This is a genomic window from Thalassobaculum sp., assembly GCF_040219215.1.
Taxonomy (GTDB): Bacteria; Pseudomonadota; Alphaproteobacteria; order Thalassobaculales; family Thalassobaculaceae; genus Thalassobaculum_A.
The window spans coordinates 64,709-80,991 of the sequence record NZ_JAVJSX010000005.1; the positions used below are offsets into that span (position 1 = coordinate 64,709).

At 67.5% G+C, this 16,283-nt stretch carries 14 protein-coding genes; 9 read left to right on the top strand and 5 right to left on the bottom strand.

Annotated features, from left to right (window positions below; translation table 11 throughout):
- Nucleotides 1–2: 2 nt before the first annotated feature.
- The 4 genes from RIC54_RS02830 to RIC54_RS02845 all read right to left on the bottom strand — a co-directional run bounded on the left by RIC54_RS02830 (nucleotide 3) and on the right by RIC54_RS02845 (nucleotide 3,775).
- On the bottom strand, nucleotides 3–680 hold the full coding sequence (locus tag RIC54_RS02830; protein ID WP_350098404.1) for an RNA-binding protein: 678 nt from the start codon (nucleotides 678–680) through the stop codon (nucleotides 3–5).
- Nucleotides 664–2,217 (bottom strand): transcription termination factor NusA, encoded by a 1,554-nt coding sequence (nusA, locus tag RIC54_RS02835; RefSeq protein ID WP_350150526.1) that lies wholly within the window; start codon nucleotides 2,215–2,217, stop codon nucleotides 664–666. Before nusA ends, RIC54_RS02830 begins: the two co-directional genes overlap by 17 nt.
- A 31-nt stretch (nucleotides 2,218–2,248) precedes the next feature.
- Complete coding sequence (rimP, locus tag RIC54_RS02840; RefSeq protein WP_350098123.1) at nucleotides 2,249–2,773, bottom strand: ribosome maturation factor RimP; 525 nt, start codon at nucleotides 2,771–2,773, stop codon at nucleotides 2,249–2,251.
- A 141-nt stretch (nucleotides 2,774–2,914) separates the two neighbouring features.
- Entirely contained in the window at nucleotides 2,915–3,775 is an 861-nt protein-coding gene (locus RIC54_RS02845) for a MaoC/PaaZ C-terminal domain-containing protein (protein ID WP_350098122.1), read from the bottom strand.
- A gap of 181 nt (nucleotides 3,776–3,956) precedes the next feature.
- Here RIC54_RS02845 and RIC54_RS02850 point away from each other — a divergent pair, with 181 nt between their 5' ends.
- From RIC54_RS02850 to RIC54_RS02880, 7 genes are all read left to right on the top strand, one after another.
- Nucleotides 3,957–5,318, top strand: a complete 1,362-nt coding sequence (locus RIC54_RS02850; protein ID WP_350098121.1) for an NAD(P)-dependent oxidoreductase — start codon at nucleotides 3,957–3,959, stop codon at nucleotides 5,316–5,318.
- Between the two features lie 20 nt (nucleotides 5,319–5,338).
- Nucleotides 5,339–6,646 (top strand): NAD-dependent dihydropyrimidine dehydrogenase subunit PreA, encoded by a 1,308-nt coding sequence (gene preA / locus RIC54_RS02855; RefSeq protein ID WP_350098120.1) that lies wholly within the window; start codon nucleotides 5,339–5,341, stop codon nucleotides 6,644–6,646.
- 1 nt (nucleotide 6,647) lies between these two features.
- The gene (locus RIC54_RS02860; protein WP_350098119.1) at nucleotides 6,648–7,553 is read left to right on the top strand and encodes a DMT family transporter; all 906 of its coding nucleotides are present in this window, start codon (nucleotides 6,648–6,650) and stop codon (nucleotides 7,551–7,553) included.
- 21 nt (nucleotides 7,554–7,574) lie between these two features.
- Nucleotides 7,575–8,546, top strand: a complete 972-nt coding sequence (locus tag RIC54_RS02865; protein WP_350098118.1) for a phosphotransferase family protein — start codon at nucleotides 7,575–7,577, stop codon at nucleotides 8,544–8,546.
- 159 nt (nucleotides 8,547–8,705) lie between these two features.
- A complete protein-coding gene (locus RIC54_RS02870) occupies nucleotides 8,706–9,956 on the top strand; it encodes a Zn-dependent hydrolase (protein WP_350098117.1) in 1,251 nt (416 codons plus the stop codon).
- Nucleotides 9,957–9,985: 29 nt separating this feature from the next.
- On the top strand, nucleotides 9,986–11,440 hold the full coding sequence (gene hydA, locus RIC54_RS02875; RefSeq protein WP_350150528.1) for a dihydropyrimidinase: 1,455 nt from the start codon (nucleotides 9,986–9,988) through the stop codon (nucleotides 11,438–11,440).
- Between the two features lie 80 nt (nucleotides 11,441–11,520).
- Nucleotides 11,521–12,303: an ABC transporter ATP-binding protein gene (locus tag RIC54_RS02880; RefSeq protein WP_350098115.1), complete on the top strand. Its 783-nt coding sequence runs from the start codon at nucleotides 11,521–11,523 to the stop codon at nucleotides 12,301–12,303.
- A gap of 39 nt (nucleotides 12,304–12,342) precedes the next feature.
- Here RIC54_RS02880 and RIC54_RS02885 read toward each other — a convergent pair whose 3' ends face one another.
- The gene (locus RIC54_RS02885; RefSeq protein ID WP_350098114.1) at nucleotides 12,343–12,981 is read right to left on the bottom strand and encodes a TetR/AcrR family transcriptional regulator; all 639 of its coding nucleotides are present in this window, start codon (nucleotides 12,979–12,981) and stop codon (nucleotides 12,343–12,345) included.
- 123 nt (nucleotides 12,982–13,104) lie between these two features.
- On the opposite strand from RIC54_RS02885, the gene RIC54_RS02890 reads away from it, so the two are divergent.
- A complete protein-coding gene (locus tag RIC54_RS02890) occupies nucleotides 13,105–15,468 on the top strand; it encodes an efflux RND transporter permease subunit (protein ID WP_350098113.1) in 2,364 nt (787 codons plus the stop codon).
- 4 nt (nucleotides 15,469–15,472) lie between these two features.
- Entirely contained in the window at nucleotides 15,473–16,273 is an 801-nt protein-coding gene (locus tag RIC54_RS02895) for an outer membrane lipoprotein-sorting protein (protein ID WP_350098112.1), read from the top strand.
- Nucleotides 16,274–16,283 lie beyond the last annotated feature (10 nt).

Consider the following 16,283-nt stretch of genomic DNA (forward strand, 5'->3'; position numbering starts at 1 on the left):
AATCATCCATCCATCAACGGGCCGGCGCCCTGAATACACGTACCGGCCGGGTTTTCCAAGCGCGGCACCGAGGTCGAACCCCGAAAACCGGCGAGTCGGTCGGCATTCCGATGCAGGCGGTCTACCAGACCGCCCCCCGGGCCGCCGCTGTCCACAAAGGCGTGGACCGTATGTTCGCGCCCGAAGGCGCCTGCAAGCTCCGCCGCAGACAATAGTGCGACCACCGGCCGCTCCCCGGCCAATGCCCGCAGACGGCGGCGGCCGTCCTCGGCGCCATCCGACGCCTCAAGCAGCAGGCCCGGACGGCCTGACTGCAGTGCCTGGCGAACCTTGACCTGGCCCGCTACCGCGGTACCGGCCCGGCGCGCCATGGCCAGAAGATCGAGGCAACGCCGAACCAAGAGATCCTCGACGCGATCGACGAGGCCCGGGTCGGCGCGAACCGCCCGCTTTGCGGACCGGCCGAACAACTTCTTGTCGACCGCGCGGCCCAGAACCGCGCGATCCGCCGTCACCCAGAGGCCGCGGCCCGGCAGCTTCTCGTCGACGTCCGGCACGATCGTGTCGTCGGGGGCGACAACAAACCGCACCAAACCGCCGCGCGGACCGCTTTCGCGCGTGACGAGACAGCGCCGCTCGGACTCTGCCTGTTCCCCGCCCGGGTCACGCCGTCGGCTCAGTCTCTTCCTCCTCGCCGGTCGTCGCCGGCGCGTCCTCGTCGTCGAACCAGTGGGCGCGGGCCGCCATGATCAGGTCGTTGGCGGTATCCTCGTCCATGGAATCGGCCGGCAGGATCTCCAACAGCTCGTCGCTGGCCAGATCCGCAAAATCGTCGAGCGTCTTCACGCCCTTCTCGCCGAGCGCCACCAGCATTGCCGGGCTCAGCGCCTCGAGTGCCGCCACCTCGTCGGTGACGCCAAGCTCGGTGCGCAGGGCCTCGAGGCGGACACGCTCGGCTTCGACATGGTTCAGCGCACGCATCTGCAACTCGCCGGCGATGTCGACGTCGAAGCCCTCGATCTCGGCCAGGTCCTCCAGATCGACGTCGGCGATCTCCTCTACCGAGGTGAAGCCTTCGGCGACCAGCAGACCGGCGATCACGTCATCGATGTCGAGCGCGTTGATGAAGGTGTCCGAGCGGACCCGGAACTCTTCCTTGCGGCGATCCGATTCTTCCTGCTCGGTCAGGATATCGATGTCCCAGCCGGTCAGCATCGATGCAAGACGCACGTTCTGGCCGCGCCGGCCGATCGCCAGCGACAGCTGTTCGTCCGGGACGACGACCTCGATGCGTCCGGCGTCCTCGTCGAGCACCACCTTGGAGACCTCGGCCGGGGCCAGCGCGTTGACCACGAAGGTCGCCGGGTCCTCGGACCACGGAATGATGTCGATCTTCTCGCCCTGCAGCTCGCCGACCACCGCCTGGACGCGGGAGCCGCGCATGCCGACGCAGGCGCCGACCGGGTCGATCGAGCTGTCGTAGGAGATCACCGCGATCTTGGCTCGCGAGCCCGGGTCGCGGGCCACCGCCTTGATGTCGATGATGCCGTCATAGACCTCCGGCACCTCCTGGCGGAACAGCTGGCGCATGAACTCCGGATGGGTGCGCGACAGGAAGATCTGCGGGCCACGCGGCTCGGAGCGCACGTCCTCGATGTAGGCGCGGATGCGGTCGCCCTGGCGGAACGTCTCGCGCGGCAGCAGCCGGTCGCGGCGCAGGATCGCCTCGGCGCGCTGGATCTCGACGGTCACGTTGCCGTACTCGACGCGCTTGACCGAGCCGTTGATGATCTCGCCCGAGCGGTCCTTGTACTCTTCGTACTGGCGCTGCCGCTCGAACTCGCGGACCTTCTGGACGATGACCTGCTTGGCGGTCTGCGCGGCGATGCGGCCGAAATCGATTGGCGGCAACGGCTCGGAGATGACGCTGCCGATCTCCAGGGCCGGATCGATCTTGTGCGCCTGCGCCAGGGTGATCTGCGAGATCTCGTCCTCGATCTCCTCGACGACGGTCGTGCAGCGCTTCAGGGAGATTTCGCCGGTGCGCCGGTCGATGGTCGCGCGGATGTCGTGGTCGGGCCCGTATTTCGAGCGGCCGGCCTTCTGGATCGCCTGCTCCATGGCGATCAGGACTTCCTCGCGGTCGATGCCCTTGTCGCGGGCGACCACGTCGGCGACCTGGATCAGCTCCAGCTTCGGTTGCGTCGCGATATCCATCGTCTTCGTCGTCCTCCTAAGGAGCCGCTTTTTAAGCGCCTTCTCGTCCAGCCGGGGCGCTGGCCGCGACCAGTTCGTCGGTCAGGACCAGTTTGGCACGCGCGATGCCCTCGAAAGGCAGGGCCTCGCGCACTCCCGGCGCGGTCTCCAACAAAACCCGGTCCGCCTCGTCGACGCCGATCAGCCGGCCGCCGAACCGCTTGCGGCCTTCGATCAGCTCCGCCATGTCGATGCGGGCCTCGAACCCGGCGAACCGCCGGAAGTCGTCCAGTCGGGTCAGCGGCCGGTCGATGCCCGGCGAACTGACCTCAAGCGTGTATTCACCGGTGATCGGGTCTTCGACGTCGAGTATGGCGGAGATCGATCGGCTGATCTCGGCGCAGTCATCGACGTTCATTCCCGAGCCATCGGCCCGTTCGGCCATGATCTGGAGTGTCGGTCGGCGACCGCCGGTGATCATAACACGCACCAGCGCATAGCCCATCGCCTCAATGGACGGGCCTATGATCGACTCGATCCGCCGGGCCGGTACACCATCGGTCTGCGCGTCTGTCACGCCGCCCTCTGCTCCCCTTCGGGGGCGGTTACCGCCAACAAAAAAGTGGGCCGCTGGCCCACCCCCGATCACAACTCAGATTAAGGAGACCGGGATATAACTCAGGCGGCCCCGACTCGCAAGGGCTGGAGTCGGTCCGCGTCACCCCGCCAGCATCGCCAGCCCGTTGTTCAGCACCACGGTGTCGCGCTCCACGACCCGGCAGCGGAACGAGACCGTGGTGCCGTCCTGCCAGATTTCGGTGCGGATGGTCTCGCCGGGAAACACCGGCGCCGAGAACCGCACGTTGAGGGTTTTCAGGCGCGCCGGGTCGTTGTTGCAGCAGGCCCGCAGGATGGCCCGACCGGCGACCCCGTAGGTGCCGAGCCCGTGCAGGATCGGCCGGGGGAATCCGGCCTGGGTGGCGATCTCGGGGTCGGCGTGCAGCGGGTTGGTGTCGCCGGACAGCCGGTAGATCAAGGCCGCCTGCGGCAGGGTCGGCAGGTCGACGGCTTGATCGGGGGCACGCTCGGGAACCGGGTGCGGGGCGGGCGAGGGGCCGCTCGGCCCGCCGAACCCGCCTTCGCCACGCAGGAACGTGGTGGAGGTCACGGTGCAAAGCAACTCGCCGGTCGCGTGGTCGACCACGTCGCGCTCCGAGTACATCAGCGCGCCCTTGCCCTCGCCCTTGTCGACGATCCCGGTGACCCGCGATCTGCCGACAACCGTCGCCGCCGCCGGCAGCGGGTGGTGCAGGACCAGTCCCTGCTCGCCGTGCAGCACCTTGCGCCAGTCGACGCCGGTCGCGGGATCCTTCAGCCAGAAACCGGGGTAGCCGAGCACGACCGCCATGGTGGGCAGCGCCAGCAGGCTCTCCTCGTAGACGAAGCGCAGATCGGCCCGGTCCATAGGGTCGTGGCCGCAGCCGACGCCGAGCGCATACAGCATGGTGTCACGCTCGGAATAGCGGTGCTCGAGGTCCGGAAACGGCCAGTTCATCAGCTTGTCGTAGTCGATCGGCACGCGGCTCTCCTGTGCGCTGGAAACGGCCCGGGCAAGCGATCTCGCACGTTGAAACGACACTTCGCAAGTACCGAGGACCCGGCGTCGACGGGATCCGGTAACCCTGCGCATAATAAATTTGACCAAATGATCAGATTCGATGCTGAAATAGTACAGCCAGGGCCAACGGCAGGAGGGTGCCATGACCGACGGACGTCTCGATACCGGAGTGGCGGCCGGCCGATTGTCGGCGGAGGACTACGCGGAGAACTTCGCCGACCTGCATCCGCTCCTGGACCGGCACGAGGCTGTGGTCGCCGCCGACCGCTGCTATTTCTGCTACGATGCGCCGTGCGTGACCGCCTGTCCGACCGGGATCGACATCCCGCTGTTCATCAGGCAGATCGCCACCGGCAACACCACCGGTTCGGCCAAGACGATCTTCGACCAGAACATTCTCGGTGGCATGTGCGCGCGCGTCTGTCCGACCGAGACCCTGTGCGAACAGGCCTGCGTGCGCGAGAAGGCCGAAGGCAAACCGGTGGAGATCGGCCGTCTGCAGCGGTTCGCCACCGACGCGGCGATGGCCGCCGGCAAGCAGTTCTATGAGCGTGCCGCGCCGAGCGGCAAGCTGGTGGCGGTGGTCGGCGCCGGGCCGGCCGGTCTCGCCTGTGCGCACCGGCTGGCCATGCACGGCCACGACGTCACCGTGTTCGATGCCCGTCCAAAGGCCGGTGGCCTGAACGAATACGGGATCGCCGCCTACAAGACCGTCGACGGCTACGCCCAGGCTGAGGTGGACTACGTGACGGCGATCGGCGGCATCGCCATCGAGCCCGGCAAGGCGCTCGGCCGCGATCTGTCGCTGGCCGGGCTCTGTACCAGCTATGACGCGGTGTTCCTCGGCATGGGGCTCGCCGGGGTGAACGCCCTGGGCATCGATGGGGACGACAGCGAGGGCGTGATCGACGCCGTGGAATACATCGCGTCGCTGCGCCAGGCGGCGGACCTCGCGACCTTGCCGGTCGGCCGGCGGGTCGTCGTGCTGGGCGGTGGAATGACCGCGATCGACGCGGCGGTCCAGGCCAAGCTGCTGGGGGCCGAGGAGGTGACGATCTGCTACCGCCGCGGCAAGGAGAGCATGAACGCGTCCGAGTACGAGCAGGATCTGGCGACCTCCAAGGGCGTGGCGATTCGGCACTGGCTGCAGCCGAAGCGGATCCTGGCCCAGAGCGGCAAGGTCACGGGCATCCAGCTTGAATACACCACGGTGTCCGACGGACGCCTGACCGGCACCGGCGAGTCGCTGACGCTGGCTGCGGATCAGGTGTTCCGGGCGATCGGCCAGAGCTTCGTGGCGCGGCCGTTTGACGATGGCCCGTCGGTCGCCCTGGAGGGCGGGCGCATCAAGGTCGACGCGGAAGGGCGCACCTCGGTTGACAAGGTGTGGGCCGGTGGCGACTGCGTGGCTGGCGGCGACGACCTCACCGTCTCGGCGGTGGCGATGGGCCGCGATGCCGCCGAGAGCATTCACAAATCGTTCAACACGCGTTCCGGCGCCTGAGCACGCGAAGGGAGACGGTCATGGCCGACATTCGCAGCAGTTTCATCGGGATCAAGTCGCCGAACCCGTTCTGGTTGGCCTCGGCGCCGCCGACGGACAAGGAGTACAACGTCGTCCGCGCCTTCAAGGCCGGATGGGGCGGGGTGGTCTGGAAGACCCTCGGGCTCGACCCGCACATCGTCAACGTCAACGGGCCGCGCTACGGCGCGGTCTGGGGTGCGGACCGGCGGCTGCTCGGCCTGAACAACATCGAGCTGATCACCGACCGGCCGCTGCAGGTGAATCTAGACGAGATCAAGCGGGTCAAGCGCGATTGGCCGGATCGGGCGGTCGTGGTCTCGCTGATGGTGCCGTGCGAGGAGGCCTGCTGGACCGACATCATGAAGCAGGTCGACGACACCGGCGCCGACGGGGTCGAGCTGAACTTCGGCTGCCCGCACGGCATGTCGGAGCGCGGCATGGGCTCGGCGGTCGGCCAGGTTCCGGAGTACATCGAGATGGTGACGCGCTGGGTGAAGGCCAGCACCCGCATGCCGGTCATCGTCAAGTTGACCCCGAACATCACCGACATCCGCTACCCGGCGCGCGCCGCCCACAAGGGCGGGGCCGACGCGGTGTCGCTGATCAACACCGTCAGCTCGATCACGTCGGTGAACCTCGACACCTTCTCGCCGGAGCCGTCGATCGACGGCAAGGGCAGCCACGGCGGCTACTGCGGCCCGGCGGTCAAGCCGATCGCGCTGAACATGGTGGCCGACATCGCCCGCGACGCCGAGACGCGCGGCCTGCCGATCTCCGGGATCGGCGGCATCACCACCTGGCGGGACGCGGCCGAGTTCATGGCTTTGGGTGCGGGTAACGTGCAGGTCTGCACCGCCGCCATGACCTACGGCTTCAAGATCGTCCAGGAGATGATCGAGGGATTGAAGAACTGGATGGACGAGGCCGGGCACCGCGACCTTGATTCCTTCGTCGGCCGCGCGGTGCCGAACGTCACCGACTGGCAATACCTGAACCTCAACTACGTCGCCAAGGCGCACATCGACCAGGATTCCTGCATCCAGTGCGGCCGCTGTCACATCGCCTGCGAGGATACCTCGCACCAGGCGATCACCAACATGGTCGACGGCCAGCGCCGGTTCCAGGTGATCGACGAGGAATGCGTCGGCTGCAACCTCTGCGTCAACGTCTGCCCGGTGGAGAACTGCATCACTATGGTGCCGATGGCGGCCGGCGCGGTCGACCCGCGCACCGGCCGGGTGGTCTCCGACGACTACGCCAACTGGACGACCCATCCGAACAACCCGGCACGGGTGGCGGCCGAGTAACTTGGTATCCGCACCGCCCGACCGCCGCGAGGCCCTGCGCGGCCACGCGGCGATGCTGCTGTTCGCGGTGCTGATCAGCGGCTCGTTCAGCCTGGGCGGCATGGCCGCGCGGTCGATCGACCCGGGGGCGCTGACCGCGGTGCGGTTCGTGCTAGCGGCGGCGGTGATCGGCGCCGTGGCGGTGGCGACCGGCGCCCTGCGGCGCGCCGACCTGGCGGCACCCTGGCGCTACCCGGTGGTCGGCGGGCTGTTGGCGATCTACTTCGTGCTGATGTTCGAAGGGCTGCGGTTGACCGACCCGGTGGCGATGGCGGCGGTGTTCACCATGACCCCGCTGATGGCTGCCGGCTTCGGACGGCTGTTCGTCGGGCAGCGGGTGTCGATGCCGGTGCTGGCGGCGCTGCTGCTGGCCGCGGTCGGGGCGCTCTGGGTGATCTTCCGGGCCGACCTTGACCGCCTGCTGGCCTTCGACATCGGCCCCGGCGAGGCGTTGTTCCTGATCGGTTGCGCCTGCCACGCTGCCTACACCCCGCTGGTGCGGCGGTTCGCCCGCGGCGAGAGCGGCGTCGGGTTCACCTTCTGGACACTGAGTGCGGCGGCGGTACTGACTTCCGTGTACGCGGCACCGGCGCTGGCCGCCACCGACTGGGCGACCCTGCCGCCGGTGGTCTGGACCGCCCTGCTGTATCTGGCGATCGGCACTTCGGCCGTTACCCTGTTCCTGCTGCGCTATGCCACGTTGCGGCTGCCGTCGGCAAAGGTGATGGCCTACGGATATCTCATCCCCAGCCTGGTGGCGGTCGAGGAAGGGGTGATCGGCCATGGTTGGCTGGCCGCTCCAGTGCTGCCCGGCATTGCGGCGACGGTGGCGGCCCTGGTCTGGCTGGTGGCGCTGCGCGACCGTTAGGGGCGCATCTGGAGACGGATGATGAGTGACGGACAGGGCAACATCGAGAGTCCGGCGGAACGCGATGGAGCGGCGTTGGGTCGGCTTGCCGATCGGGTGAAGGCGGTTCTTTCCGCGGCCTATCCCGGTTGGAGTGGTGATCTCGCTGCGATCGGACAGGGTTTCGAGGCGGCGGTGTTTCGCGCTGACGTGCCGCCCTTCGGCTCGGTCGCGATCAAGGCGCCGTGGCGGCGGTTTCCCGGCGGCAGCTACGGCACCGACATCGACTGCCGCGCCTTGCTGCGCCAGGAGCGGACGCTTGCCGGATGGGCGGCCGACCGCGGCCTGCCGGCCGCCACGCCGCACGCGCTGCACGAGGGCGATGCCCAGGACCTGCTGATCTCGGCTTACGTGGACGGCGACGACGATCCGCCCGATCCGGTCGGGTTCGGCGCCCTGCTGCGCATGCTGCACGCCGCACCGCCGCCGGACATCGCGCCGGTGGTCCACGGCCCGTCCGGCGATCTGCGCGCGGCGATCGCGGTGCGGATCCTGGAGCGCATCGACCGGGTCGAAGCGCTGTCGGGCGAACCGCTGCTTGAGGATCGGTCCTGGCTCGGCGTCGACCTCTTGCGTGCCGCGTTGCCGGAGACACCGCGCGCCCTGCTGCACATGGATTTCCGGCCGGCCAACTTGCGCTGCCGGGGCGGCCGCATCATGGCCGTTCTGGACTGGTCGAACGCGGCGATCGGCGATCCCGCCTTCGAGCTGGCGCGCATGCACGAAGCCGGAACGCTGACGGAAGCGGTGCTTGACGGATACGGCGACCGCGACTGGGCCGCGGGGGTGCCGGCGGCGGCGCTTGCCGCCTATCACCTGGACGCCGCCCTGATGTTCGCCATCGTGTTCCGGATCGGCGAGCCGGATCCCGATCGGGCCGCCCGGATGACGGCGCGGGCGAGGACCCTGCTGGGCCAGCTTCGGACCGGGTTGGGGGGCCAAGGTTCGTCTTGACCGTCCGGGGTGCCGCGATAAGGTTGTCCAACTGGTCAAGTTAAGCAAAACGCGGCCCCGAACGGTCGCGGCTCGGCACAAGCCGGGCGCGGGGATATCATGCGGCGCGCGGGTAGCGGGACGACCCGTCTGTCCGCCGCCGAAGCAGGGAGTACGGGAATGGCAGCACCCGCCGAGAACATGCGGATCAACGGCGAGCGCCTGTGGGATTCGCTGATGGAGATGGCGAAGATCGGCCCCGGAATCGCCGGCGGCAACAACCGCCAGACCCTGACCGACGAGGATGCCGAGGGCCGAGCGCTGTTCCAGCGCTGGTGCACCGAGGCCGGCATGACCATGGGCGTCGACAAGATGGGCACCATGTTCTTCCGCCGCGAAGGCACCGACCCGGATGCCCTGCCGGTCTATGTCGGCAGCCACCTGGACACCCAGCCGACCGGCGGCAAGTACGACGGCGTGCTGGGCGTGCTGGCTGGGCTCGAAATCATCCGCACCCTCAACGACCTCGGCATCAAGACCAGACACCCGATCGTGGTGGTCAACTGGACAAACGAGGAGGGCACCCGCTTCGCCCCGCCGATGGTGGCCTCCGGGGTGTTTGCCGGGGTCCATGCCCTCGACTGGGCCTACGGGCTGAAGGACGCCGCCGGCAAGACCATGGGCGGCGAGCTGGAGCGCATCGGCTGGGTCGGCGACGAGGAGGTCGGCGCTCGCAAGATGCGCGCGTTCTTCGAACTGCACATCGAGCAGGGCCCGATCCTGGAGGCCGAGGGGATCGATATAGGCGTGGTCGATCACGGCCAGGGCCTGAAGTGGATCCAGATCACCCTGACCGGCCGGGAGAGCCACACTGGCTCGACGCCGATGCCGATGCGGATCAACGCCGGCCTCGGCATGGCGCGGATAACCCAACTGGTCGACGAGATCGCCTGGAGCCACGCGCCGAAAGCCGTCGGCGCCATCGGCCATGTCGAGGTCTATCCCAACTCCCGCAACATCATCCCGGGCCGCACGGTGTTCACCGTCGACTTCCGCTCACCCGACAAGGCGGTGCTGGACGACATGGACGCGCGGCTGCGCGAGGGTGCGAAGAAGATCGCCGAGGACATCGGCCTTGGCATCGAGATCGAGCAGGTCGGGCATTTCGACCCGGTAACCTTCGACGAGGGTTGCGTGACCACCATCCGCAACGCGGCCGAGCGGCTCGGCTATTCCCACCGGAACATCGTCTCCGGGGCCGGGCACGACGCGTGCTGGATCAACCGGGTGGCGCCGACCGCCATGATCATGTGTCCCTGCGTTGGCGGCCTGTCGCACAACGAGGCCGAGGAAATTCACCCGCATTGGGCCAAGGCCGGCGCCGACGTGCTGTTCCAGGCCGTGGTCGAAACCGCCGAAATCGTCGCCTGACGCGGCACGGATCTGAGGAGGCTGCAGAGATGAGCAAGGTCATCAAGGGCGGGACCATCGTCACCGCCGATCGCACCTGGAAGGCCGACGTGCTGATCGAGGGCGGACGGATCGCCGCGATCGGCGCCGACCTGAAGGGCGACGAGACCCTGGACGCCGCCGGCTGCTACGTGATGCCGGGCGGCATCGACCCGCACACCCACATGGAAATGCCCTTCATGGGCACCTACTCGGCCGACGACTTCGAATCCGGCACCCGCGCCGGGCTGTCCGGCGGCACCACCATGGTGGTCGATTTCTGCCTGCCGTCGCCGGGCCAGTCGCTGCTGGAGGCGATGCAGGCCTGGGACAACAAGTCGTCCAATGCCTGCATGGACTACTCGTTCCACATGGCGATCTCCTGGTGGGGCAAGCAGGTGTTCGACGAGATGGCGACGGTGGTCGACCGCGGCATCAACACCTTCAAGCACTTCATGGCCTACAAGGGCGCGCTGATGGTCGACGACGACGAGATGTACTCGTCGTTCCAGCGCTGCGCCGACCTCGGCGCCATGCCGCTGGTCCACGCCGAGAACGGCGACGTGGTCGCCCAGCTGCAGGCCAAGCTGATGGCCGAGGGCAACACCGGGCCGGAGGCGCACGCCTACTCGCGTCCGCCGGAGGTCGAGGGCGAGGCGGTCAACCGGGCGATCATGATCGCCGACATGGCCGGGGTGCCGCTGTACGTGGTCCACGTCTCCTGCGAGCAGGCCCACGAGGCGATCCGACGGGCCCGGCAGAAGGGCATGCGGGTCTATGGCGAGCCGCTGGTCCAGCATCTGGTCCTCGACGAGAGCGAGTACGCCCACCCGAACTGGGACCATGCCGCGCGGCGGGTGATGTCGCCGCCGTTCCGCAACAAGCAGCACCAGGACGGGCTGTGGGCCGGCCTTGCCGCCGGCAGCCTGCAGGTGGTGGCGACCGACCACTGCGCCTTCACCACCGAGCAGAAGCGCATGGGTCTGGGCGACTTCACCAAGATCCCGAACGGCACCGGTGGGCTGGAGGACCGGCTGCCGGTGCTCTGGACCAAGGGCGTGACCACCGGCCGGCTGACCATGAACGAGTTCGTGGCCCTGACGTCGACCAACATCGCCAAGATCCTGAACGTCTATCCGCGCAAGGGGGCGATCGTCGAAGGCGCCGATGCCGACATCGTGGTTTGGGATCCCAAGCGCTCCAAGACCATCACCGCCGCCGCCCAGCAGTCGGCGATCGACTACAATGTGTTCGAGGGCATCGAGGTAACCGGCCTGCCGCGCTTCACCCTGACCCGCGGCGTGGTGGCGGTCGAGGAGTCGACGATCAAGGCCCGGCCGGGCCACGGCGAGTTCGTGCCGCGCGAGGCGAATGCGGCCCCCAACCGGGCGCTGTCGACCTGGAAGGAGATCACCTCGCCCCGCAAGGTGATCCGCGATCCGAAGAACATGCCGGCCGGGGTGTGACGGCACCGCAACTGTTTGGCCTGTCGTCCTGAGGTGCCCGAAGCGCAGCGCGGGGCTGCGAAGGGCGGATCGTGGAGAGCATGAGCAAACCCATCGTCGAGGCCAAGGGCCTGGGGCTGACCTTCGAAACCGGCGACGGCCCGGTGCACGCGCTGTCCGATGTCGACCTGACGGTCGGCAAGGGCGATTTCGTGTCGTTCATCGGCCCGTCGGGTTGCGGCAAGACCACGTTCCTGCGGGTCATCGCCGACCTGGAGCAGCCGACCGCCGGCAGCATCCGGGTCAACGGTGTCAGCCCGCAGGAAGCTCGGCTGGCCCGCGCCTACGGCTATGTGTTCCAGGCCGCCGCCCTGTATCCGTGGCGCACGGTCGAGAAGAACGTCGCCCTCCCGCTTGAGATATCCGGCTATTCGAGCGACGAGCAGCGCGAGCGGATCGCCCGGACCCTGGAGCTGGTCAACCTGACCGGGTTCGAGAAGAAATACCCCTGGCAGCTGTCCGGCGGCATGCAGCAGCGCGCCTCGATCGCCCGGGCGCTGGCGTTCGACGCCGACCTGCTGCTGATGGACGAGCCGTTCGGTGCGCTCGACGAGATCGTGCGCGACCACCTGAACGAGCAGCTCCTGGAGCTGTGGGCACGCACCGACAAGACCATCTGCTTCGTCACCCACTCGATCCCGGAAGCGGTCTACCTCTCGACCCGCATCGTGGTGATGTCGCCGCGTCCGGGCCGGGTGACCGACGTCATCGAGAGCACCCTGCCGCGCGACCGCCCGCTGGATATCCGCGAGACCCCGGAGTTCCTGGAGATCGCCCACCGGGTCCGCGAGGGCCTGCGCGCCGGGCATTCCTACGACGACTGACCGGTCCGCGACGATCGGCGGCGCCGGGTAGGGGTCCCGTCACCCGTCCTTCGGCCGGTGGGTCGCGAGGAACTGTGCGGTGGCGGTCCGGGCGATGCGGTCGATGTCGTCGACCGTCCAGACCGGGTCACCGGTGAAGATCATCGGCATGAACTGCGGGCCGGCCACCATGCCCTGGAACATGCCGGCCGACAGCGGGGGGTCCGGCACGACCAGCACGCCGGCGGCGTCCTGCTCCCGAAGATACTCGGTGACCTGGATGCGCATGTTGCCAGGGCCGATGCTCCAGAACCGGCTGCCCATCTCGGGGAACGCGGCCAACTCGCCGATGATGGTGCGCATCACCGCCTGCAGGCGGGGGTCCATGACCTTGGACAGCATCAGCTTGCCGACCGAGCACAGGAACTTCTCGGGCGGGGCCGTCGGGTCATTGGTTTCGTGGGGGGCCACGCCGAAGCGCTCGCACATCGTCTCCATGGTTTCGATGAACAGCATCTCCTTGTTGCGGAAATGGCTGTAGACCGTGCGCTTTGAGACGCCGGCCTCAGCGGCGATGGAGTCCATCGACGTGATCTCGTAGCCGTGCTCGAGGAACAGACGGCGAGCGGCTTCGCGGATTTGGCTCACCTTGGACTGCGGGTACGCGTCGTCGGCATGTAGGTCGGATTCGGTCGCCATCGCCTCTTGACTCAAACAGGTACACTCCCCAGTTTACAGAAACTACACCGTGTAGTGTACACGAGTCTCCGTCTGAAGAGACCGGCACCATAGCACGGGTGGTTCACAGGGTAGGAGCAGGGGATGGCGCAGGCCATGGGATGGTTGGACCGTCGGGTGACGGGCTACGCGGAGTGGCTCATTCGCTGGCGCTGGATTGTCGTGGCCGTATCGGTCGCGCTGGCCGTGACGGCGGGTGCCGGCGGCCAGTTTCTGGGGTTCTCGACGAACTACCGGGTGTTCTTCAGCCCGCAGAACCCGCAGTTGCAGGCGTTCGAGTCGCTGCAGAAAGTCTACATTCGCGAAGACAACATCACGATCGTGATCCGGCCGCATCAGGGCGACGTGTTCCAGCCCGACCTGCTGCGTGACGTCCGTATGCTGACCGAAGACGCCTGGCAGGTGCCGTACACCACCCGGGTCGACAGCATCACCAACTTCCAGAACAGCACGGCGCGCGGCGACGACCTGGCGGTCGAGGACCTGGTGCCGGAGGACAGCCCGCTCGACGCCGCCGACATGGCGCGCATCCGGCAGGCCGCGCTGGCCGAGCCGCTGATCCGCGACCGGCTGATCGCCCCCGACGCCCGGACGCTGTCGGTCAACATCACTGCGACGCTGCCGTTCAAGTCGGAATCCGAAGTGCCCGAGGCGATGGCCCACGCGCGCCAGATCGCCGACGCGTTCCAATCGGCGCATCCAGAGGTGCGGGTGGCAGTCACCGGCTCGGTGGCGCTGAACAACGCGTTCTCGGAATCGGCCGAGGGCGACATCACGACCCTGGTACCGCTGATGTACGGGGTGCTGCTGCTGGTCATGGGCCTGCTGCTGCGCTCGATCGGCGGGACGATCGCGACCCTCCTGGTGATTGGGCTGTCGGCCATGACCGCGATGGGCCTGGCCGGTTGGCTGGGCATCCTGCTGACCCCGCCGTCGGTGACGGCGCCGACCATCATCCTGACCCTGGCGATCGCCGACTCGATCCACATCCTGGTGACCATGCTGCAGCAGATGCGGCGCGGATCCGACAAGCGCACGGCCCTGATCGAGAGCCTGCGGGTCAATTTCGAGCCGGTGTTCCTGACCAGCCTGACGACGGTGATCGGGTTCCTCAGCCTTAACTTCTCTGACGCCCCGCCGTTCCGAGACCTGGGCAACATGACCGCGATGGGCGTGATCGCCGCGTGGTTCTATTCGGTCGGCTTCCTGCCGGCGCTGATGGCGATCCTGCCGGTGCGGGTCAAGCAGCGACCGATCGGCTACGCCTCGGCGATGGACCGGATGGCCGACTTCGTCATCGGTCGCCGCCGCGCGATCATGGTCGCGATGGTGGTGATCGTGGCCGGCCTGTCGGCGCTGATTCCCCGGATCGAACTGAACGATCAGTTCGTGAAGTACTTCGACCGGTCGATCCAGTTCCGCCAGGACACCGACTTCGCGATGGAGCACCTGTCCGGCATCTATCAGGCCCAGTGGTCGTTGCCCGCACCCGGGCCCGGGGCGATCAGCGACCCCGACTACCTGCGACAGGTCGAGGGGTTCACTGAGTGGCTGCGGGCGCGCGACAGCGTCGTCCACGTCCAGACCCTGACCGACATCTTCAACCGCCTGAACAAGAACATGCACGGCGACGACCAGGCGTTCTACCGGCTGCCAAAGGAACGGGATCTGGCCGCCCAGTATCTGCTGCTGTTCGAGATGTCGCTGCCCTACGGCCTCGACCTGAACAACCAGATCAACGTCGACAAATCGGCAACCCGCATCGTGGCGACGCTGGAGAACGTGACCACCAACGAGTTGCGCGAACTCGACCGGGAGGCCACCGCCTGGTTCCAGCAGAACCTGCCGTCGGCGGCCGAGACGTCCGCGTCCGGACCGTTCGTGATGTTCGCCTACATCGCCAAGCGCAACATCGACGGCATGCTGACCGGAACCTTCGTGGCCTTCGTGCTGATCTCGCTGTGCCTCACCTTTGCCCTGCGCAGCATCAAGCTCGGCGCGATCAGCCTGATTCCCAACCTGGTGCCGGCTTTCATGGCCTTCGGGGTGTGGGCGGTGCTGGTCGGCGAGATCGGCCTGGCATCCTCGGTGGTGACCGCCACCAGCCTGGGCATCATCGTCGATGCGACCGTGCACTTCCTGTCGAAGTACCAGCGGGCCCGGCGCACCAATGGGGTCAGCCCGGAAGAGGCGGTGCGCTACGCGTTCTCGACGGTCGGCACGGCCCTGTGGGTGACCACGGCGATCCTGATTGCCGGGTTCGCGGTGCTGTCGCTGTCGACCTTCAAGATCAATTCCTCTCTTGGGCAACTGACTGCGCTGACCCTGTTCATGGCGATCATCGTCGATTTCCTTCTGCTGCCGAGCCTGCTGCTGACGTTTGCGGGCAAGGACGAGCGGGGCGGCGAGGCGCCTTCTCTCAAACCCGTCAATCAAGCTGCGGAGTGATCCGATGAACCGTTTTGCCGCGACGCTCGCCGTCGCCACCCTCGCCATGTCCGCGGTTGCCGGGCCGGCGTTCGCCGAAACCGCGGAGGAGAAGGGCCGCTGGATCGCCGAGCAGGCCGACCAGCGCGACCTCGGCTGGGGCGACAGCGAGGTTCGCCTGACCATGACCCTGCGAAACCGGGAAGGCGAGACCAGCACCCGCAGTCTCAGCCTGAACTCGCTGGAGGTCACCGATCCGAAACTGGGGGACCGCAGCCTGACGGTGTTCCATGAACCGCGGGACATCGAGGGTACGGCCTTCCTGTCGCACACCCAGATCCTCGAGCCGGACGATCAGTGGCTGTACCTGCCTGCCCTGAAGCGGGTGAAGCGGATCTCGTCCAAGAACAAGTCCGGCCCGTTTGTCGGCTCCGAGTTCGCGTATGAGGACCTGGTGAGCCAGGAGGTCGAGCGCTACACCTACAAATACCTGCGCGACGAGGCGTGCGGGTCGATGACCTGCTACGTGTCGGAGCGGTTCCCGGTCTACGAGCACTCCGGCTACACCAAGCAGGTCGTCTGGATCGACCGCGCCGAGTTCCAGCCGCGCAAGATCGAGTTCTACGACCGCAAGGGCGATTTGTTGAAGACCCTCGATCTGGTCGAGTACCGCCAGTATCTCGGGACCTACTGGCGGGCCCACCGGCTGGAGATGGAGAACCACCAGACCGGCAAGTCCACGACCCTGACCTTCGCGGACTACAGTTTCAAGCTGGGCCTGGGCGAAGGCGACTTCGAGAAAAGCCGGCTCGAACGTGTGCGCTGAAGTGCGGGCG